The organism is Pigmentiphaga sp. NML030171 (genome assembly GCF_002188635.1).
Lineage (GTDB): Bacteria > Pseudomonadota > Gammaproteobacteria > Burkholderiales > Burkholderiaceae_B > Pigmentiphaga > Pigmentiphaga daeguensis.
The window spans coordinates 1-18,831 of record NZ_NINX01000015.1 but is presented as its reverse complement, the minus strand read 5'-3'; the positions used below and the strand labels follow the sequence as shown (position 1 = coordinate 18,831).

Here is an 18,831-nt window from a genome sequence, read left to right as displayed (position 1 = left end):
TGCATCAAGTTAGTGCGTCTAATCTGAAAAACCACCCGTGGACACGCCATGCCCGATATCCAGATCCTCAATCCCGTTGGCCTTGGTACCCCGCTTGCCCAGTATTCCCAGGTGGCCCGTGTCAAGGCCTCGGAATTCGTCTTCATCGCGGGGCAGGTCGCGACCGATCAGCACGGGAACACCGTCGGCGCGGGCGACTTCGATGCCCAGTGCGTGCAGGTCTTCCGCAACATCGACATCGCGTTGAAGGAAGTGGGCGCCACCTGGCAGAACGTGCTGCAGTTCACGACCTACCTGGTGCACTCGCAGGACATTCCCAGGCTGGGCGCCTACCGCGAGCGTGCCTTTCCGGGCATGTTCGGCACCCGCGCCTATCCGACCAACACCTTGCTGATGATCGATCGCCTGGTGCGCGAGGATCTGCTGATCGAAGTGCAGGCGGTCGCGGCGCTATGAGTTCGCGTCTGCGCGAGGGCAGGTTCGAGCTGGACGGCATCCCCGTCCACTACGCCGAAGGCGGCGCGGGCCTGCCGCTGCTATTGCTGCATGGCTCGGGTGCCGGCGCGTCCAGCCACGGCAACTGGCAGCGCGTACTGCCGCGGCTGGCCGAGCTGCACCACGTGCATGCGATGGACCTGATCGGTTTCGGCCGGTCGGGCGCCAAGTCCGCCGGGCCGCATTTCGACTATGCCCTGTGGCTGCGCCAGTGCCGCGAAATGATCGCGCGCATGCCGGGAGAGCGGATAGGCGTGATCGGGCATTCCCTGTCCGGCACCCTGGCCCTGCGTCTGGCGGCCTGCGAACCGCGTGTGGCGCGCGTGATGACGACGGCGACCATGGGCGCGTCGTTCGCCGCCAATCCCGCCACGGAAACCGCCTGGAGCTTTCCCGGCGACCGCGAGGCGCTGAAGCGGGCCTCGCGCCTGCTGGTGCACGATCCGGCGCTGATCGACGAGGCCTATCTGGACGGTCGCGAGCGCATCCTGCGCGAGGGCGATCACGGCCGGCGTTTCGAACAGATGTTCGCGGGCGACAAGCAGCGCTTCATCGATGCCGTCGCGCTGACGGCGGACGAGCTGGGCGCCATCGGCTGCGAGGTACTGATGCTGCACGGCCGCGACGATCGCGGCTTCCCCGCCGATGTTCTTACGCTCCCGATGTCGCGATTCATCGCCCGGGCCGACGTGCACCTGCTGAGCCGCTGCGGCCATTCGGTCGCCTTCGAGTGGCCGGAGAAGTTCCTGGCGCTGGCCGTCCCGTTCTTCACCGGGGTGGCGCATGGGTGAGCCGGCCTACATTCTGAAGGGCAAGGTGATCGACGGCACGCTCGATGCACCCATCGCGCGCGGTGCGGTCGTGACGCAGGGCGAGGAGATCGCATGGGTGGGCGAGGCGGCGGCATTGCCGCCGCGCTACGCGCAGTCCGGCGCCCAGGTGGTCGACCTGCCCGGCCGCAGCATCTTGCCCGGCCTGGTCGACGGACACATCCACATCTCGTTCGGCGAGGCGCGCTCGGAAGAGGAACTGGCGCTGTACACGCCGGTGGAGTTCCGCACGCTGAAGGCGGTGTGGAACGCCAAGAAGGTGCTGCAGGCGGGTGTGACCAGCGCCTTCGATGCCGCGACCACGTTCAACATCGCGCAGTCGGTGCGCGACGCGATCGACAGCGGCATGTTCGAGGGGCCGCGCCTTGCGGTGTCGGGCCGGCAACTGACTTCCCACCAAGGGCTGGAGGATTCCTTCCCCAACTGGATGGAATTCCCGCCGGGGCAGGCGGGCGTGCTGATCCGCAGCCGCGACGAACTGGTCGAGCAGATCCGCTACCAGGTCAAGGACGGCGTCGATGCCATCAAGGTGTCGGGATCGAACGATTCCTTCATCACCCCTGATTCGCTCGACGGCTCGGCCTTCACCTATGACGAATACCGGATGGTGGCCGACGAGGCCCACCGGCTCGGCCGCATGTGCACGGTGCACGCGCGTTCCCGCGATGCCGTGGCCGATGCCGCGCGCGCCGGTTTCGACGTGATCTTCCATGCGTCGTTCATCGACGACGAAGGCATCGATCTGTGCCTGCGCAACGGCTGCGTGATCGTGCCGACGCTGCCCTTGCTGGTCAACGCGATCGAGGCCACGGGCGGGTCGGCCAATCCGGCCAATGCCGGGTTCCAGCGCGAGGTCGACGCGGCGCTGACCAACCTGGCCCGCGCCAGCCGTGCCGGTGTTCCGCTGGTGCCTGGGTCGGAAAGCGGCTGGTCGCCGGTGCCCTACGGCCAGTGGCACGCCCGCGAGATGCAGATATTCGTGGACGACCTGGGCCTGTCGCCCGGGCAGGCTCTGCATGCGGGCACGCTGGGCGCCACGCGTTTGTTCCGCCGCTTCGGCGACCGGGTCGGCAAGCTTGAGGCCGGACGCTATGCCGACTTGATCGTGGTCGACGGCGATCCGCTGGCCGACATCGGGCTGCTGCAGAAACCGTCGCGCTTCGACCTCATCCTGAAGGCCGGGCACCCGGTGGACCGCACGCCGCCCGCGCCGCGCAGGCCCATGCACTACGAACGGCACAAGATGTTCCTGAATGGCATTTTCCACTACGACCAGGAAGCCGGCCACGGCGTCCTGCGGCGCTGACCCTTCTTCATTCTCCAGCAGGAAACTCGATGACGTACAGCAAAGAGCAACTCGCCGGCCTGGTCCAGGCGGATCGCGTGCACCGGGCCTACTACACCGATCCGGCCGTGTTCGAGGCCGAGATGGCCAAAGTGTTCGGCAAGGTCTGGGTCTATGTGGGCCACGACAGCCTGGTGCCCAATCCGGGCGACTATTACTGCACGACGCTGGCCGGACAGCCGGTGGTGCTGAGCCGCCACGAGAGCGGTTCGGTACACGTGCTGTACAACCGCTGCGGCCATCGCGGCGCCAAGGTGCTGTCCCGCACGCGCGGCAACGCGCGCGTATTTTCCTGCATGTACCACGGCTGGGCGTTCCGCCCCAACGGCGAGCTGGCGGGCGTGCCCATGCGCGCCGACTTTCCCGAGGAAGCGCTGCGCGAGCCGCGCGCGGGCATGGAGCCGCTGCCGCGTGTCGACAGCTATCGCGGCTTCGTATTCGCTTCGCTCGATCCCGGCGTGATGCCGCTGCTCGATTTCCTGGGCGAGGCGCGCAAGGGCATCGACGAACTGGTCGACCGCTCGCCCGAAGGGCGGGTCGAGTTCGCGGCCGGCTGCCATCGCTACCACTTCCGCGGCAACTGGAAGCTGCAGATGGACAACATGGCCGACACCTACCACCCCGCGGCCGCCCACGGCTCGACCGTCGGTCCGGACGGTCGCCAGTTCCAGCGGCGTGCGGGTGACCAGGGCGGAGCGGCGCTGTTCTTCGCGCCCAACGGCGAGGCGGTGGTGTCGCAGCTGGGCGTGCGCGGCTTCCCGCATGGCCATAGTTCGGAACAGTCGCTGTTCGACAAGGAGCAGGCCGGCGGCGTCTGGGACGACTACCGTGCCCTGATGGTCGCGCGCTACGGCGAGGAACGCACCGCCGACATCCTGAAGAACCGCCGGCACAGCCTGACGCTGTTTCCGACACTGGACATCCTGATCGCCCAGACCTCGGTGCGCGTGGTCAAGCCGATCGCGGTGGACCTGACCGAGGTCGAGATCTGGCCGGTCCGGCTGGCGGGCGCGCCGGCCGTGATCTCGGACGATCTGGTCAAGTACGTCAACATGACTCACTCCGCGTCGTCGTTCATCCAGACCGACGATCTCGAAGCCTTCGAGCGCTGCCAGGAAGGACTGAAGGCGCAGGGCAGCGACTGGGTGCTGGTCGCGCGCGGCATGGGCGCCGAGGTCGACGAAGGCGACGGCGTGCTGTTCGGCGCGCGTTCGAGCGAAGTCGGCCAGCGCGCCAAACACTATGCCTGGCGCGACCTGATGAGCGCCTGATTCCACCAGAGAGCCACCATGAACACGCTTGCAAGACTCACCCCCGCGGGCCATGCCGCGCCGTCCCTGGACACCCTGCGCGACTTTGTCGAACACGAGGCCGATCTGCTGGACAACCGCCGCTTCGACGAGTGGCTGGACCTGTACAGCGACGATGCCGTGTACTGGGCGCCGGCCGCGCAGGACCAGGCCGACTGGATCAGTCACGTGTCGCTCTACTATGACGAGAAACACACCATGAAGACGCGTGTGGCGCGGCTCAAGCACCCGATGATCCATTGCCAGGACCCGCCTTCGACGACGGTGCGCGTGCTGTCGAACTTCGGTCTGGAAGCCGCTGACGGTGACCGTTTCCGCGTCCGCAGCAAGTTCATCATGCTGGAGGACCGGCCAGGCGCCGACCGCCGCGTGTACGGCGGACGTTATCTGCACACGCTGCGGTTCGACGGCACGCATTTGAAAATCGTCCAGAAGTGCGTGCGGCTCACCAACTGCGACCAGAGCTTCCCGCAACTGACCCAGCCGTTCTGAGGATGCGCATCGGCGCTCTTGCCCCTGGAGGTTCACGATGAAATCCCTGTTGCGCATCGGCCGCGTGCTGGCCTGTATGTCGATCCTGGCGTCCGCGGCCCCGGCCGTCCAGGCCGATGACTATCCGACCCGCCCCGTGCGGATGATCGTGCCGTACGCCCCCGGCGGCGCGCCGGACGTGCTGGCGCGCTCGCTGGCGCCGGGCTTGTCGGAGTTCTTCAAGCAACAGTTCGTGATCGAGAACCGGCCCGGCGCGGGCGGCATCGGCGCGGCCGAAAGCGTGGTCCGCGCCGCCCCGGACGGCCACGTGCTGTTCTTCTCCGACATCCAACAGCTTGCGATCAACCCCTACCTGTTCGCGAAGCTGCCCTATGCCGCCGACAAGGACTTCACGCCCGTGACCCTGGCCGCGACCATTCCGCTCTATATCGCCGTGCAGTCGTCGCTGAACGTGCACAACCTGGCCGAGCTCGTCGCCCTGGCCAAGGCCAGGCCGGGGGCGTTGACCTACGGCTCGTCGGGCATAGGCAGCATCCACCACATCGCCATGGAATCGATGCTGCACGGCCTTGGCATCAACGTCGTGCACGTGCCGTACAAGGGGTCGGGCCAGTCGGTGCCCGCCTTCATGGGCGGCGAGACCTCCCTGGTGATCGCCGCCTATCCGGCGCTGGAGCAATACGTCAGGACCGGCAAGGCGCGATTCATCGCCGTCACCACGCTCGACCGTCCGGCCATGACGCCCGACATCCCGGCCGTGTCCGAGACCGTGCCCGGCTACGACTTCAGTTCCGAGATGGGCATCGTGGTGCCGGCCGGCACGCCGCAGACCGTGGTACAGCGGCTTTCGGCCGCCGTGGCACGGGCGCTCAAGCAGCCCGATACCGTCGTCCGCCTGAAGGCCATGGGCGCCACCGCCATCGGCAGCAGCCCTGACGGCTATGCCGCCAACATCCGCAACAACCTCGACAAGTTCGGCAAAGCGGTCAAGCTGGCCGACATCACCCCCAACTGAACGCGTCCATACGGAGAGTTTCCTTGAAGCTGTTGAGATACGGCCCGCCGGGCCTGGAGCGGCCCGGCCTGCTCGACGCCGGCGGCGTGATCCGCGACCTGTCCGGCCTGCTGGCCGACCTCGGGCCCGACACCCTGTCGCCGGCCGCCCTGCAAGCGCTGGCCGCGCTCGACCCGCAGCGCCTGCCCGTGGTGGACGGCGCGCCGCGCCTGGGTACGCCCTGGCGCGGCATCGGCAAATTCGTCGCGGTCGGGCTGAACTACGGGCGCCATGCGGCCGAGGCCGGCATGGCCATTCCGGCCGAACCCACGCTGTTCTGCAAATGGACCAGCTGCATCTCGGGCCCGGACGACGACATCGTCATTCCGACCGGCTGCACCCGGGTCGACTGGGAAGTGGAACTGGGCATCGTCATCGGCAGCCGCGCGCGGGCCGTCGACGAGGCCGGCGCCTTGCGCCACGTGGCCGGCTACTGCCTGGCCAACGACGTGTCCGAACGCCAATACCAGATCGACCGCGGCGGCGGCCAGTGGGGCAAGGGCAAGGGCTTCGACAGCTTCGGCCCGCTGGGGCCCTACCTGGTCACGGCGGACGAAGTGCCCGACCCGCAGGACCTGGAACTGTGGCTGGAACTCAATGGCGAACGCCGGCAGACAGGACATACCGGCGACATGATCTTTTCCTGCGCCCGCCTAGTCAGCGAGTGCAGCCGCGTGATGACGCTCGAACCTGGCGACGTCATCATCACCGGCACCCCGGCCGGGGTGGGGATGGGAGCCCGCCCGCCGCGCTACCTGGAAGCGGGTGACGTGGTCACGCTGGGCGGCGGCGTGCTGGGGTCCCAGACACAACGGGTCGTCGCGGCGGGCTGAGGGGTGAACCCCCGGCGTGGCCGCGGGCGGTGCGGGTCAGTCCTGGCGGCTGGTCACTTCCACCAGGTGATAGCCGAACTGGGTCTTGACCGGGCCCTGGACGACGTTGACGGGGGCGCTGAACACCACCCGGTCGAACTCCGGCACCATCTGGCCGGGGCCGAAGGTGCCCAGATCGCCGCCCTGGGCGCGCGACGGGCAGTTGGAGTGCTCGCGCGCGACCTGCGCGAAATCGGCACCGCCTTCGATGGCGGCTTTCAGTTCGTTGCACTGGGCCTCGGTGGAGACCAGGATGTGACGGGCGCTGGCATGGGCCATGATTTGCTCCTTGATAAGAGGAAGCAGAGTACCGCAAATTACGGGTATAATTTGCGGCTCCCTTCCTTTCGGCCCTTCGCGCCGGAAGAACCTGCCCGAGTGGTGAAATTGGTAGACGCAGGGGACTCAAAATCCCCCGCCGCAAGGCGTGCCGGTTCGATTCCGGCCTCGGGCACCATCTCCAAATCTTCTAATTCAAGCCATTAGAGGATTTCGCAATACAAGCCCCGCACCGGGGGGATTTTCCTAGAATTGTGGTCAGGTACAGTGCTGCGGCGCTCGCCTCATACGGAGTACTCATGGCTACGATCGCAAGATCGGCTAGCTGTTATGGCTCAACGCGTTTTTGACGACGCTCAAAGCGTGGCGACGGGAAGCGTTTACCTGCGCCATGTTGGCCCCTTCTTTGGTTTCTTCGGCCTTGGTTTCACCCAGTACTGCGCCACACAAGGCACCGGCAAGATGGCGGTACCGTTGGTAGGCGCGTTGGCGCGCACGGTGGTGGCGTTGGGTGGGGGACTGATCGCCGCCATGCAGACCGGGCTGTTCGTCAGCGTGGGCTTGGGTATGGCGGCTTTTGGCACGGCGGGAGTGTACGCGCTGTTGCGCGATTGTCGGAAACAGAATTAACGAAGGGCGGCTTCCGACACCAAAATGGCAATAAAGTGGGCCGATTTTTGTCAACGACGTGGATGCCGTCCCCGTACCAGATTAAGCTGATCCTACACAGCCTGAATAGGAAGCATGATGCGGCACGTTGGTTTGATCCTGGAAGATGGCTTCCAGCTTATGGCTTTGGCGGCGCTTTCTGCCTTTGAATTCGCCAATACTGAGCTGGGCGATATGGGCTATCGGTTGACGGTGCTATCCGAAAAGGGCGGCACGATCAGGTCCTCAATGAACGCAGGTATCGAAACGACGCCGCTAGGTGTGATACCCGATACGCTGATGGTTGCCGGCCAATTGGCGCCTCAGGATATTTCGCCCGGGCTGCGTGCGTATCTCGCCCGTGCGGGGGAACAAGCCCGCCGGGTAGCTGGGGTATGCACAGGCGCTTTTGTGCTGGCGCACGCCGGTCTGCTTGATGGCCGCACCGCCACCACGCATTGGGCGCATGCGCGAGCGCTTCAGGCGCGCTTTCCGAAGGTCCGGGTCGAAGAGGACCGTATTTTCGTCCGTGACGGGAACATCTGGACGTCGGCGGGAATGTCATCGGCCATCGACCTGACGCTTGCGCTGATCGAGGACGACCATGGGTCTGCGCTTTCTCGGGCACTGGCTCGCAAACTGGTCGTCTACCATCGTCGCCATGGGGGGCAATCGCAATTTTCGGCGATGCTCGCGCTAGAGCCTCGCTCTGATCGGGTAAAACGCGCGCTGGCCTACGCTCGTGAAAACCTGCGCAATCCCTTGTCTGTCGAGGAGCTGGCCGAAGCTGCCAACCTGTCAGCGCGTCAGTTCAGCCGGGTATTCCGCGAGGAAACCGGGCGGTCTCCGGCCAAGGCCGTGGAAATGCTGCGATTGGAGGCCGCGCGCGTCATGCTGGAAGACGGCCGTCACCCCTTGGAGATCGTGGCGCGTGACGCGGGTTTTGCCGACCGTGACCGAATGCGGCGCGCCTTCCTGCGCAACCTTGGCCAGCCCCCGGCCAGCGTGAAGCGGGGCCTGATGTCGATGCAAGACGACGTCGCTTGACTGACTTGGGGCGTCGTACTAATTGTCCGTGTCCGTTTTTGCCGGATCTATGACATTTGAGACTTGATCCGAACCGCGCATAGTACGTCCATCGAAGGCGCCATCCAGGCGCAAGACAAGGACAAATCATGCAAATGACGGGCAACACAATCTTTATCACGGGCGGTACCTCGGGTATTGGTCGAGCGCTCGCCGAGCAGTTTCATTCCCTGGGTAACAAGGTCATCATCGCCGGACGCCGTCAGGCCCTGCTGGATGAAGTGGCCGCGGCCCATCCGGGGATCGACGGCGTCGCGCTGGATATCTCGGATGCCGCCGACATCGACCGCGTTGCCGCGCAACTGATCCGCGACTACCCGACGCTGAACGTACTGGTCAATAATGCGGGGATCATGCCGTTCGACGATCCTTCGGGCAGGATCGATGATGCCGTGTCGCACCAAATCCTCGATACGAACCTGCTTGGCCCGATCCGGCTGACCTCTGCGCTGGTCGAACACCTGAAGGCGCAGCCGCGCGCGACGATCATTCACAACACCTCGGTTCTGGCCTATGTGCCTATTGCCACCAATGCCGTCTATTCCGCCTCGAAGGCGGCGCTGCACTCGTATGCCTTGTCGCAACGCTTCATGCTCAAAGACACCAGCGTGTCCGTCCAGGAAATCGCGCCTCCGTGGGTCGACACCGATCTGATCAAAAAGAGCGGTGATCCTCGCGCCATGCCGCTCGATGCCTTTATCGCCGAAACGATGAAGGGGCTGGCCACCGACGCACCGGAAGTATTTGTTGAGGCCATTCGTGCCCTGCGCGATAACCCCGGCATTGACGAACATGCGCTGATTGACGGTTTCAACACTGAAATCGCCGCCAATCCCATCCCAGTCTAAGGCGCCTGATTCAGGAGCCCCGCGCCCGCGCAACTGCATTTTCAGGAGAGTTACCTCATGACCGCAACGCTTGCCGACGATTCGCGCACCGTGTTGTTGCCGGCGGGATTCCTGGCCTTGGGAACGTTCGCAATTGGCACCGAAGGCTTCATGATCGCGCCGTTGCTACCGGTCATGGCGAAGGATTTTGCGCTGCCCGTCCCCACGATCGCCCTGTTGGTGATCGTGTTCACGCTGGTGCTGGCATTGTCATCGCCGGTGATCACCGTGGCGACCGGCCGAATGGCGCGCAAGCGGGTGCTGCTGATTGCGATGGCCTTGTTCGCCATTGGCAACGTCGCGGCAGCGCTATCGTCGTCATTCGCCGTGCTGATCGCCGCACGCGTAGTGATGGCCATCGCAGCGGGGCTTTATGTACCGGCCGCCAATGGCCTCGCCGGTGTCATCGTCCCACCCACGATGCGAGGGCGTGCGCTTGCCCTTGTCAGCGCGGGCCAAACATTGGCCATCGCACTGGGCCTGCCGCTTGGCGGATTCATCGGCCATGCCTTCGGCTGGCGTGCCACCTTTCTACTCGTCGGCGCGATGAGCCTCGTGGCCATTGCAGGCATTTTGACGGGCATCGACCGTGATGCTGGGCGAGGCATCGCAGTGGCCAGTTTGCGCGAACGTGTCTCGGTGGTCGGTCAGCGTTCGGTGCTGCGTCTGCTGGCGGTTAGCCTGTTCTGGTCGATCGGCGCCTTTGCCGCTTATCCCTACATCGCCGAGTACCTAAGCGCCGTGTTGGCCTTCGGCCCAATGGAGATCACCGCGTCTGTCTCGCTCTGGGGGCTTTGTGCAGCAGCGGGTGTTATGACAGGTGGGATCCTCAACGATCGCTTCGGGGCTGGCACGGTGGTGCGCGGGTCGCTCATGCTGTTAGTACTGTCCTTCCTGGCTTTAGCCATGGCAACGGCGCTACCACCGGGAGTTTCGCTGGGCCTGGTCATGGTCGCCGTGGCCGTGTGGGGCTTCACCGTGTGGTCGTTCTTTCCGGCACAGATGGCACGCCTTATCGGAGCGGGCATCTCGTCGCAAGCGCCCGTTGCGCTAGCGCTTAATACCTCGACAATGTATTTCGGGTTCTCAATCGGCAGTGCCCTCGGGGCCACCGTGTTGGGCGCTGGAGCCATCTGGGCAATTGGCGTAGTGGCGGCTATGGCGGAACTGATCGCTTTGGGCCTGAACGCCGTCGTAGCGCGAAGAGCTTGAATTTCTCGATATTCGCGGGTCTGCCGCGCCCGTATTCCAGTAAAACTCCTTTGAAAGGACCCAAGATAATGGTCTCCCGTATCAACACTCCCGCCGCCGCTAGCGCCTCCGGCGAAACCGCCGACGTTTTCGCCGCTATCCGCAAAGGGATGGGCATGGTCCCCAACGCCTATGCGGCCATTGGCGCCTTGAATACGCCGGCGCTTAAGGTGATGTTGTCCGCCGACGCGGTTCTTGCGCGTGGCGTTCTTTCCGCGCAGGACCGCGAAACCATCAAGCTGGTGGTGAGCGCGATTGCCGGTTGTGACTACTGCGTCGCTGCCCACAGCCTGGCGGGCAAGGCCTCCGGCCTGCCCGTGGACACCGTGCGCGCGATCAGGGCGCTGCAGCCGACCGGCGACTCAAGACGCGATGCGCTGATTCAATTTGTACGGCGCCTTCAAGAAGGCCGGGGCACCCTCGACGCCGAGCAACTTTCGGTCTTGCGCTCGGCGGGCTTTCCGGACGAGGCTGTCGTGGATATCGCACTGGCCATCGCCGTCATCACGTTCACGAACGTGTTCAATCGTGCGAATGACACAGTGGTGGACTTTCCAGAGCTGAAGTAATGCGAGTGGCGGGGGAAAGGGGAGCGGTAAGGGGGGGCAGGTCAAGCAGCTTCCACTAATTCAGCTGAAATACGCTAACCTGCTGATTTGAAAATAGTTTTCTGTTTCAATCTACGCTGGCATTCGCCCCATTTCCCTGTAGAAACACGGTAAATCCCCAACTCAGAATCCTCCGCCGCAAGGCGGGCCGGTTCGATTCCGGCCCCGGGGCACCATCGACTATCTGACTAAACACCCTTTCGCCGGGAGCCGGGAGGAGGTGGGTCTGACGGAGCGCCCGCAAAGCACTGCGCGATGGACATCCATTCGGTGGCAATTGCTCCCTTTACCCTCAAGTGGGTGTCGCGAATATTCCTCACCTGAGTCACCACTTGGCAGAACTCGTCAGCAGCTCCTTCGATGATGTCTGATTTCGTATCGGTGTTCCACGTCCAGACTTCGCCAGAGGGGGCAGTCAATCGCACCTGAGGAAGAATGCCCGGGACGGCGATTGCCCTGTTCACATATGCCCATTTGAAAGTCTTGACGCCAAGCGTCGCGATCGGCTTGAGCCTGTCTGTGGGGGTGCGCTCGAGGTTCAGCACATCGTAGATTTCTTGTCCATGAGCCCAGTTTTCCATCTGTCGGGCAGCGGCGAACGAAGGCACTGTCATGCTGGGTCCGGCCCACGGCAGTTTTTCGTCGGGACTGCGCGCTGCCAGGCGGTTGCTCAGGTCTCGCGCCTGGTCGATCCACTTCGTGTAAAGGCTTGCACCTTTCAATCCCGGAAATCTCAGTCTCGATTCCTCGATGGGAGAGCGGCCTTCGTTCCGGATTCTCATCATGTCGCTTCTGAGAGTCTTGAAGGCATCTTCCGACGTTGTCGACGCAATACCCATGTAGTCGCTTGCGTACAGATGGAGAACCACGTCGTTGATGGTCCATTGTTTGAACGCGGTCACACGATCCCAGTCGGACGCGGACAGTCGCTCAAGGAGGTGAGACAGCTCCTCCACCTCTTCGTTGAGAAATTTGATTTCGTGCATTTGGATTCCTTTGAATTCGAAGGGACTGCTTCGAGGCTTTGGGCTAGCGGACCTCAGTGGCAGCGGCTGAGCATGCGAGCAGGTCGAGTATCTCTTCGGCGCTGAACGAAAGCTCGCGGAGGACGGCTTCGGTATCGCGACCGACCGCGCCCGCCTCCGCGAGATGATCCGTTGGTAGAGGGCGCGCGTCCTGCAGCACGGTGCTTCGAAGGTTGCGAATGAAACCTTCGCTGGTGTGTTTCACCACAGGCTCTATCAGTTGCACCGCACTTAGGTGGGGATCGTCCAGGAGCGACTTCAGCGAATGGCAGGGCATGCATGGCACATCGAAGCTATTGAGGGTCTGGAGCCACTTCTCCGTGGTCTCCGTCGCTAGCGCCTCGGTGCGAATGGAGAACCAATCGTCGATGTTCCTGAATCGGGCTGAAGCCGTTGCGAAACGTGGGTCGTCAAGCAGATCGTCGCGTCCGATCGCCTTGAGCATTCCCCGAGCCTGTGCGTCGGTGTTGGCCGTTACGCTGATCCAGCCATTGGCCGTTCTCATCGGACGATTGTGCGCGCTCAGAATTCTTCGATCTCCCACCTCGTCCAGCGCTGGGACAAAGGTCTCGGGGCCGAGATGCTCTTGCAGGACCATAGCCGCCATGGTTTCGAACATGGGGACTTCAATGGCCGACCCCTGGCCCGATTGAAGCCGGCGGCACAGTGCGGCCAATATCGCGCCCGCCGCGATCTCGCCCACTACGTGGTCCGCCATCATCAACGGCACGTAGGAGGGAGCCTCGTCGCGCTCTGCGAACAGGCCGGCAATTCCCGACGCGCCTTGCACCACGCTGTCGTAGGCCGGCCGCCCTCGATACGGGCCTCCGGGACCAAATCCGGTCAAGGTGCAATGCACGATATCGGGGCGCCTTGCTCGTACGCTCTCGGCGTCGAGCCCGAGACGCGCAAGGGCATCGGGGCGCATGTTGGTAACCACGACATCGGAGGCGTCGAGGAGGCGTTCCATGATCGCCTTTGACTTCGGGTGTTTGAGGTCCAGGCAAACGGAGCGCTTTCCTCGATTGAGGTGCAAGTAGGTGCCGGAATGTCTGCCGCTTGGTGACGGGCCGCCCAAGGTTCGGATGAGGTCTCCGTCCGCAGATTCGATCTTGGTAACCGTGGCGCCGTAGCTGACCAGGCGCATGGTGCAGGCGGGCCCGACGATCATCGACGTGAGGTCAAGTACTCGAATGCCATGCAGATAGGTTGACTCCATTTTCTTTCCTCGCATTCAATCTGGTTTGATGCCCGCTTCTTTCACCTTCTCGCGGGAGATGTCCAGCTGCTGCTGCATGTACGATCCGAGTTCCTGCGGCGTTGCCGAGGCCATTTCGGCGCCTATCGAAGCAAGGCGGTCAATGGTTTCCTTGCGGGAGAGAAATGCGTTGATCCTGGTGTTCAGCGATTGAACGATGGCTGGTGGAACATTCGCCGGTCCCAGGACGCCAAGCCAGGTTTGAAGGTCGAAATCCTGTGCGCCGATGGATTCGGCGACCGATGGCAACGCAGGGGCCAGTGATGACCGTTGTCGAGTGAGCACGGCGATCGGGCGTACCTTGTTGGATTCGATGAAGGATCTTGCGGAAGCAAAGTCACCGGTCATGAACGTAATCTGGCCAGCGAGAAGGTCGGTCATTGCCGCCGGCGTTCCCTTGTAGGGAATCGAAACGCAGTCGAGCCCTGTTCTTGCGATCAACATGGCGCCGGCCACCTGGCCCGTGGCGTTGGCGTAGCCGTAGCTGACATATTGCTTGCTGGATCTCGCATAGGCGACCAGTTCGGAGAGGTTCCTGACCGGCAGGTCTGCGCGGACCAGGAACACGAACGGCATGAAGCTCAGTCGGGCGATGGGGGTGAAGTCCTTAATGGGGTGGTAGGGCAGCTTGTTGAACAGGAACGGGTTGATTGAGCTGACGGTGTTCGATGTCTGAAGCAGGGTGTAGCCGTCAGGGGCGGACCGGGCAACGAACTCGGCGCCCAGAATGCCGGATGCTCCCGCCTTGTTTTCGACGATGAAGGGCTGCTTGTATACCGATTGCAACTCCTCTGCGACCATCCGGGCATGGATATCGCTGGCACTGCCGGGACCAAGCGGGACCACGATGCGTACCGGCTTCAGCGGCCATGCTTCGCTGGACGAAGCTTGCGTGCCGTTCAGCACGAGATATGCGCCACCCACGGTGGCGGTGGCTTTCAACAGAAAACGGCGGCGGTCGATGGAAGTTGCGGGGTTCTTTGATTTGTGTACGAGCTTGAAGGTCATCTTTGTCTCTGCTGTTAGGCGCTGAGGTGCAGCGTGGTTGATGGAGCGATGAAACTCAAGGCGTGCTGTAGCTTCGAGAATCCATCCTCCCGGGGGCGAAGCGGTTTTCTTACACGGAGCTACTCGATAGCCTTGATCATGTCCTCGACGACCTTCTTCGCGTCGCCGAAGACCATCATGGTCTTGTCCATGTAGAAGAGCTCGTTATCCAGCCCCGCATAGCCGGCCGCCATGGAGCGCTTATTCACGATGACGGTCTTGGCCTTGTAGGCCTCCAGGATCGGCATGCCGTAGATCGCGCTGCCCTTCTGCAGCGCTGCCGGGTTCACCACGTCGTTGGCGCCCAGAATGACCGCCACGTCGGCTTGACCGAACTCGCCGTTGATATCTTCCATTTCGAAAACCTGGTCATACGGCACTTCGGCCTCGGCAAGCAGCACGTTCATGTGGCCGGGCATGCGGCCGGCCACCGGGTGGATGGCGTACCTCACTGCTATTCCCTTCCCGGTCAGCTTTTGTGCCAGTTCCTTCACCGCGTGCTGCGCGCGTGCCACCGCCAGTCCGTAGCCGGGCACGATCACCACGGTTTCGGCATTGCCCAGGATGAAGGCCGCGTCGTCGGCGCTGCCGCTCTTGGCCGTGCGCTGCATGCCGCCTTCCGCCGCCATGTGGGAGGCTTCGCCACCGAAGCCACCCAGGATCACGTTGAAGAACGAGCGATTCATCGCCTTGCACATGATGTAGCTCAAGATTGCACCGGAGGCGCCCACCAGCGAGCCGGCGATGACCAGCATCGCGTTGTTCAGGCTGAAGCCAATGCCGGCCGCCGCCCAGCCGGAGTAGCTGTTGAGCATGGAGACCACCACCGGCATGTCGGCTCCACCGATCGGGATGATGATCAGTACGCCCAGGATGAAGCCGAGTGCGATCACCAGCACGATGTCGAGCCAGCTCTGCGAGTGCCAGAAGCCGAATATGAAGAAGCCCGTGGCCAGGCCCAGCAACAGGTTGAGCTTGTGCTGGCCTGGGAAAGTGACCGGAGCGCCCTGGAAGAGGCGGAACCTGTATTTTCCCGAGAGCTTGCCGAAGGCGATGACCGAGCCCGAGAACGTAACCGCGCCGATGAAGGCGCCCAGCGCCAGTTCAATGCGATTGCCGCCCGGGATGGGGTAGCCCTTGGCGGTGATGGCGAAGGCCCAGGGCTCGGCTACCACGGTGACCGCGATACAGACCGCGGCCAGGCCGATCATGCTGTGCATGAAGGCTACCAGCTCGGGCATCCTAGTCATCGCGACCCGCTTGGCCATGAGGGCGCCGAAGGAGCCACCGGCCATCAGGCTGCCCAGCACCCAGCCCATGCCCTGTGTCTTGCCTCCGGACAGTTCGACGATGAGCGCGGAGGTGGTCAGCATGGCGATGGCCATGCCTGTCATGCCGAAGACGTTGCCACGGATGGAAGTGGTGGGATGAGACAACCCCTTGAGGGCCTGGATGAAGCAGACGCTGGCAATGAGGTATAGCAGCGTGACGGCGTTCATGCTCATTCGTGGGCTCCCTTGGCCGCCGGTGTCTTGCGCTCCTTCTTCTTGAACATCTCCAGCATGCGCCGCGTGACGAGGAAGCCGCCGAAGACGTTGACCGCGGCCAACGCCACGGCGGTCACACCCAAGGTCTTGCCCAGGTACGACTCGGTGAGCGCGGCTGCGAACATGGCGCCAACGATAACGATGGCGGAGATGGCGTTGGTGACGGCCATCAGCGGGGTGTGCAGGGCAGGGGTGACGTTCCAGACCACGTGGTAGCCCACGTAGATGGCCAGTACGAAGATGATGACGTAGAGGATGAGAGGGGATACGGCTTCCATGGAAACTTCCGCTTCAGGGTTCCTTGATTCGCAGGCGCGGTGGCTCTTACTTGGCCTCGCGCGGCTCATTTGCGCCTGACCTCGCCGCCGCGAGTCATCAGGCAAGCGGCCACGATGTCGTCGTCCATCGGTACCTGGACGCTGGCCGCGTCCTTTGGCAATACGAGCTTGAGGAATTCGAGCACGTTGCGTGAGTACAAGGCCGAGGCATCGGCACCGACCAGCGCGGCCAGGTTGGTTTCGCCTACCAGCGTCACCCCGTGCTTGACCACCGTCTGGTCGGGCACGGTCAGCGGGCAGTTCCCACCGACCGTGCCGTCCGGATTGGGGGCGCCCTTGCCGGCGGCGATATCCACGATCACGCTGCCCGGCTTCATGGACCTGACCATGTCCTCCGTGATCAGCACGGGGGCGGCGCGGCCCGGAATAAGTGCGGTGGAGATGACCACGTCGGCTTGCGCCACGCGCCTGGCCACTTCTGCCTTCTGGCGTTCCAGCCAGCTCGGAGGCATCGGCCGTGCGTACCCGCCGATACCTTCGGCCGCCTCCTTCTCTTCTGTGGTCTCGTAGGGCACGTCGATGAACTTGGCGCCCAGCGATTCGACCTGCTCCTTCACGCTTGGCCGCACGTCGGAAGCCTCGATGACCGCGCCTAGCCGCTTGGCGGTCGCGATGGCCTGCAGGCCAGCCACGCCCACGCCAAGAACAATCACTCGCGCGGCCTTGACCGCGCCCGCCGCCGTCATCAGCATGGGGAAGAAGCGCTGATAGCGGTGTGCTGCGAGCATCACGGCCTTGTACCCTGCGATGTTGGCCTGCGAGGACAGCACGTCCATGCTCTGCGCGCGCGTGGTGCGCGGCACGGCCTCCAGTGCGAACGCGGTGAGCCCCGCAGCGGCCATGCGCTGCAGGCCGCCATTGTCGAAGGGGTTGAGCATGCCGACCAGCGTCGAGCCCGATTTCATGAGGCGCAATTCGTCGTCGTTCGGAGCGCGTACCTTGAGTACCAGATCGGTACCAAGTGCGCCGTCCGCGTCGGTGATCTCGGCACCCACCGCGGCATATGCCTCGTCGGACAAGCCAGCGGCCACTCCCGCACGGGATTGCACGCGCACGACATGGCCTTGCGCCACGTATTTCTTCACCGTCTCCGGCGTTGCGGCCACTCGGGTTTCGCCCGTTGCCGCTTCCTTGGGAACGCCTATGCGCATGGCAGTACCGCCTTCAGCATCAACTGATGTGTCGTATCCACGTCTACTTCCCCGCTTTTCCCCGCCGCATGTCTTCTCGCATCTGGCGTGCGTACTCCTTGAAGTCGACTTCAAGGGTGTAGCGAGCGGAACCGACGTATCGTTTTGAGATGGTGGCCTGGTGCCGGGCGATTTCCGCTTCCATGGCCTTGCGTTCAGGTAGCTGGATTTTCCCGGCCAGCACCCGGGCGACCCACTGTCCCTGAATCTCCACCAGGGGAATCGTGGGGCCGATCGGTTGAACCAGGCCCATCATGTAGAGCCCTGGTTGATGCAGTACAAGCATGCGCCTATAGAGATCGGCCTGGCCATCCCGTACCTGAAATACTTGCTTGTCGATGAACGGAAACGTGGTCTTGTAGCCCGTGGCATAGATGATCACGTCGATTTGTTCTTCCGAGCCATCGTCGAAAGCCACGCGATCGGTTTTCAACGACTTGATGTTTGGCTTGACTTTGATCCACCCGTGGCCGACATACGGCAACAGTTCCTGGCTCAGGGTTGCATGCTCGCGCCAGATGGGATGCTTGGGCCGAGGCACACCGAATCGTTGTTGGTCGCCGATGGATAGGTACATCAGGTGACGCATGGCCGTCCGCACCAGGCGAGTCGGAAGCCCGAGCTTGCCGCCCAGAAAGGAAGACCAGCGGTCGGTGGGGCGTCCCATGATGTACTTGGGCATGACCCAGGCGCTACGGCGTGTGGAGATGAAAGTGCTCTTTGCGAGCTTGCAGACATCAACCGCGATGTCCACTGCCGAGTTGCCAATTCCAATCACCAGGACATTCTTCCCCAGGAATGGCTCTGGTTCCTTGTAGTCATGAGCGTGCAGGCTCATGCCGTCGAAAGTACCCGGGAACTGAGCCCATCTCGGATCCCACAGGTGCCCGTTTGCCACCAGCACCGCACGGTATCTCTTGCTTTCGCCCGTAGAGAGCCTGACCCTCCAGGTTCCGTCGGGGTTCTTCTCGACGTGTTCAACTCGCGTGTTGAAGCGGATCCTGTCTCTTACCTTGAAGTGCTCTGCGTAAGACTCGAGATATTCGATCACCTCGAAATGAGAGAGAAAGTCGGGGTGGCTTGAAGGAATGGGAAAGTCGGAGTAGCCAAGATTGTCTCGGCTGGTATCGATGTGGAGGCTGTGAATCGAACCGGTTTTTGAGGAGGCTCCAATTCTTGAGAAAATGGAGCCATGAGCAAGAACAACAAGTTTTCCCCTGAAGTACGTGAACGTGCGGTACGGCTGGTTCAGGAGCATCGGGACGAATA

20 protein-coding genes and 1 tRNA gene are annotated in these 18,831 nt (G+C 63.2%); 13 read left to right on the top strand and 8 right to left on the bottom strand.

The features are described 5' to 3' along the window. Positions 1-48: 48 nt before the first annotated feature. From CDO46_RS02610 to CDO46_RS02580, 7 genes are read left to right on the top strand one after another with little or no spacing between them, the layout of a single operon-like run. Entirely contained in the window at positions 49-456 is a 408-nt protein-coding gene (locus CDO46_RS02610; protein ID WP_087837011.1) for a RidA family protein, read from the top strand. After that, entirely contained in the window at positions 453-1,286 is an 834-nt protein-coding gene (locus CDO46_RS02605; RefSeq protein WP_087837010.1) for an alpha/beta fold hydrolase, read from the top strand. Before CDO46_RS02610 ends, CDO46_RS02605 begins: the two co-directional genes overlap by 4 nt. Next, positions 1,279-2,631, top strand: coding sequence for an amidohydrolase family protein (locus CDO46_RS02600; protein ID WP_087837009.1), 1,353 nt, complete (start codon positions 1,279-1,281; stop codon positions 2,629-2,631). The genes CDO46_RS02605 and CDO46_RS02600 overlap by 8 nt, the downstream gene beginning before the upstream one ends. A 29-nt stretch (positions 2,632-2,660) precedes the next feature. Then, entirely contained in the window at positions 2,661-3,941 is a 1,281-nt protein-coding gene (locus CDO46_RS02595; RefSeq protein WP_087837008.1) for an aromatic ring-hydroxylating dioxygenase subunit alpha, read from the top strand. Positions 3,942-3,959: 18 nt separating this feature from the next. Further along, positions 3,960-4,472: an aromatic-ring-hydroxylating dioxygenase subunit beta gene (locus CDO46_RS02590; RefSeq protein WP_087837007.1), complete on the top strand. Its 513-nt coding sequence runs from the start codon at positions 3,960-3,962 to the stop codon at positions 4,470-4,472. A 37-nt stretch (positions 4,473-4,509) separates the two neighbouring features. Beyond that, positions 4,510-5,487, top strand: coding sequence for a tripartite tricarboxylate transporter substrate binding protein (locus tag CDO46_RS02585; RefSeq protein ID WP_087837006.1), 978 nt, complete (start codon positions 4,510-4,512; stop codon positions 5,485-5,487). A gap of 23 nt (positions 5,488-5,510) precedes the next feature. Beyond that, entirely contained in the window at positions 5,511-6,359 is an 849-nt protein-coding gene (locus CDO46_RS02580) for a fumarylacetoacetate hydrolase family protein (protein ID WP_087837005.1), read from the top strand. A gap of 36 nt (positions 6,360-6,395) precedes the next feature. Here CDO46_RS02580 and CDO46_RS02575 read toward each other — a convergent pair whose 3' ends face one another. After that, positions 6,396-6,677 carry a peptidylprolyl isomerase gene (locus tag CDO46_RS02575; RefSeq protein ID WP_087837004.1) on the bottom strand — a complete coding sequence of 94 codons (282 nt, stop codon included), beginning with the start codon at positions 6,675-6,677 and terminating at the stop codon, positions 6,396-6,398. Positions 6,678-6,770: 93 nt separating this feature from the next. Here CDO46_RS02575 and CDO46_RS02570 point away from each other — a divergent pair. The 6 genes from CDO46_RS02570 (at position 6,771) to CDO46_RS02545 (ending at position 11,118) form a co-directional block, all read left to right on the top strand. Next, positions 6,771-6,855 (top strand) — tRNA-Leu (locus CDO46_RS02570). Between the two features lie 152 nt (positions 6,856-7,007). Continuing rightward, positions 7,008-7,307 (top strand): hypothetical protein, encoded by a 300-nt coding sequence (locus CDO46_RS02565; protein ID WP_087837003.1) that lies wholly within the window; start codon positions 7,008-7,010, stop codon positions 7,305-7,307. A 117-nt stretch (positions 7,308-7,424) separates the two neighbouring features. After that, positions 7,425-8,372 (top strand): GlxA family transcriptional regulator, encoded by a 948-nt coding sequence (locus CDO46_RS02560; RefSeq protein WP_087837002.1) that lies wholly within the window; start codon positions 7,425-7,427, stop codon positions 8,370-8,372. A 128-nt stretch (positions 8,373-8,500) separates the two neighbouring features. Further along, complete coding sequence (locus tag CDO46_RS02555; RefSeq protein WP_087837001.1) at positions 8,501-9,259, top strand: SDR family oxidoreductase; 759 nt, start codon at positions 8,501-8,503, stop codon at positions 9,257-9,259. Between the two features lie 57 nt (positions 9,260-9,316). Continuing rightward, on the top strand, positions 9,317-10,510 hold the full coding sequence (locus tag CDO46_RS02550) for an MFS transporter (protein ID WP_087837000.1): 1,194 nt from the start codon (positions 9,317-9,319) through the stop codon (positions 10,508-10,510). 68 nt (positions 10,511-10,578) lie between these two features. Continuing rightward, positions 10,579-11,118 carry a carboxymuconolactone decarboxylase family protein gene (locus CDO46_RS02545; RefSeq protein WP_087836999.1) on the top strand — a complete coding sequence of 180 codons (540 nt, stop codon included), beginning with the start codon at positions 10,579-10,581 and terminating at the stop codon, positions 11,116-11,118. Positions 11,119-11,345: 227 nt separating this feature from the next. Here the strand turns inward: CDO46_RS02545 and CDO46_RS02540 are convergent, their stop codons facing one another. From CDO46_RS02540 to CDO46_RS02510, 7 genes are all read right to left on the bottom strand, one after another. Beyond that, on the bottom strand, positions 11,346-12,143 hold the full coding sequence (locus CDO46_RS02540; RefSeq protein WP_087836998.1) for a TIGR03084 family metal-binding protein: 798 nt from the start codon (positions 12,141-12,143) through the stop codon (positions 11,346-11,348). Positions 12,144-12,186: 43 nt separating this feature from the next. Next, positions 12,187-13,401 (bottom strand): CaiB/BaiF CoA-transferase family protein, encoded by a 1,215-nt coding sequence (locus tag CDO46_RS02535; protein ID WP_087836997.1) that lies wholly within the window; start codon positions 13,399-13,401, stop codon positions 12,187-12,189. 15 nt (positions 13,402-13,416) lie between these two features. After that, on the bottom strand, positions 13,417-14,448 hold the full coding sequence (locus tag CDO46_RS02530) for a tripartite tricarboxylate transporter substrate binding protein (RefSeq protein ID WP_087836996.1): 1,032 nt from the start codon (positions 14,446-14,448) through the stop codon (positions 13,417-13,419). A 119-nt stretch (positions 14,449-14,567) separates the two neighbouring features. Continuing rightward, positions 14,568-15,992 carry an NAD(P)(+) transhydrogenase (Re/Si-specific) subunit beta gene (locus tag CDO46_RS02525; RefSeq protein ID WP_087836995.1) on the bottom strand — a complete coding sequence of 475 codons (1,425 nt, stop codon included), beginning with the start codon at positions 15,990-15,992 and terminating at the stop codon, positions 14,568-14,570. Then, on the bottom strand, positions 15,989-16,312 hold the full coding sequence (locus CDO46_RS02520; RefSeq protein WP_087836994.1) for an NAD(P) transhydrogenase subunit alpha: 324 nt from the start codon (positions 16,310-16,312) through the stop codon (positions 15,989-15,991). Before CDO46_RS02520 ends, CDO46_RS02525 begins: the two co-directional genes overlap by 4 nt. A gap of 65 nt (positions 16,313-16,377) precedes the next feature. After that, positions 16,378-17,523 (bottom strand): Re/Si-specific NAD(P)(+) transhydrogenase subunit alpha, encoded by a 1,146-nt coding sequence (locus tag CDO46_RS02515; RefSeq protein WP_087836993.1) that lies wholly within the window; start codon positions 17,521-17,523, stop codon positions 16,378-16,380. 43 nt (positions 17,524-17,566) lie between these two features. After that, a complete protein-coding gene (locus CDO46_RS02510; protein ID WP_254914550.1) occupies positions 17,567-18,652 on the bottom strand; it encodes an NAD(P)/FAD-dependent oxidoreductase in 1,086 nt (361 codons plus the stop codon). Positions 18,653-18,831: the final 179 nt, after the last annotated feature.

Bases quoted from the DNA above. Each gene is read 5' to 3' on its own strand.
- CDO46_RS02575 (WP_087837004.1), bottom strand. From the start codon at position 6,677: ATGGCCCATGCCAGCGCCCGTCACATCCTGGTCTCCACCGAGGCCCAG.
- CDO46_RS02595 (WP_087837008.1), top strand. From the start codon at position 2,661: ATGACGTACAGCAAAGAGCAACTCGCCGGCCTGGTCCAGGCGGATCGC.
- CDO46_RS02545 (WP_087836999.1), top strand. From the start codon at position 10,579: ATGGTCTCCCGTATCAACACTCCCGCCGCCGCTAGCGCCTCCGGCGAA.
- CDO46_RS02605 (WP_087837010.1), top strand. From the start codon at position 453: ATGAGTTCGCGTCTGCGCGAGGGCAGGTTCGAGCTGGACGGCATCCCC.
- CDO46_RS02610 (WP_087837011.1), top strand. From the start codon at position 49: ATGCCCGATATCCAGATCCTCAATCCCGTTGGCCTTGGTACCCCGCTT.
- CDO46_RS02550 (WP_087837000.1), top strand. From the start codon at position 9,317: ATGACCGCAACGCTTGCCGACGATTCGCGCACCGTGTTGTTGCCGGCG.
- CDO46_RS02560 (WP_087837002.1), top strand. From the start codon at position 7,425: ATGCGGCACGTTGGTTTGATCCTGGAAGATGGCTTCCAGCTTATGGCT.
- CDO46_RS02525 (WP_087836995.1), bottom strand. From the start codon at position 15,992: ATGAGCATGAACGCCGTCACGCTGCTATACCTCATTGCCAGCGTCTGC.
- CDO46_RS02520 (WP_087836994.1), bottom strand. From the start codon at position 16,312: ATGGAAGCCGTATCCCCTCTCATCCTCTACGTCATCATCTTCGTACTG.
- CDO46_RS02530 (WP_087836996.1), bottom strand. From the start codon at position 14,448: ATGACCTTCAAGCTCGTACACAAATCAAAGAACCCCGCAACTTCCATC.
- CDO46_RS02515 (WP_087836993.1), bottom strand. From the start codon at position 17,523: ATGCGCATAGGCGTTCCCAAGGAAGCGGCAACGGGCGAAACCCGAGTG.
- CDO46_RS02565 (WP_087837003.1), top strand. From the start codon at position 7,008: ATGGCTCAACGCGTTTTTGACGACGCTCAAAGCGTGGCGACGGGAAGC.
- CDO46_RS02585 (WP_087837006.1), top strand. From the start codon at position 4,510: ATGAAATCCCTGTTGCGCATCGGCCGCGTGCTGGCCTGTATGTCGATC.
- CDO46_RS02590 (WP_087837007.1), top strand. From the start codon at position 3,960: ATGAACACGCTTGCAAGACTCACCCCCGCGGGCCATGCCGCGCCGTCC.
- CDO46_RS02600 (WP_087837009.1), top strand. From the start codon at position 1,279: ATGGGTGAGCCGGCCTACATTCTGAAGGGCAAGGTGATCGACGGCACG.
- CDO46_RS02540 (WP_087836998.1), bottom strand. From the start codon at position 12,143: ATGCACGAAATCAAATTTCTCAACGAAGAGGTGGAGGAGCTGTCTCAC.
- CDO46_RS02555 (WP_087837001.1), top strand. From the start codon at position 8,501: ATGCAAATGACGGGCAACACAATCTTTATCACGGGCGGTACCTCGGGT.
- CDO46_RS02535 (WP_087836997.1), bottom strand. From the start codon at position 13,401: ATGGAGTCAACCTATCTGCATGGCATTCGAGTACTTGACCTCACGTCG.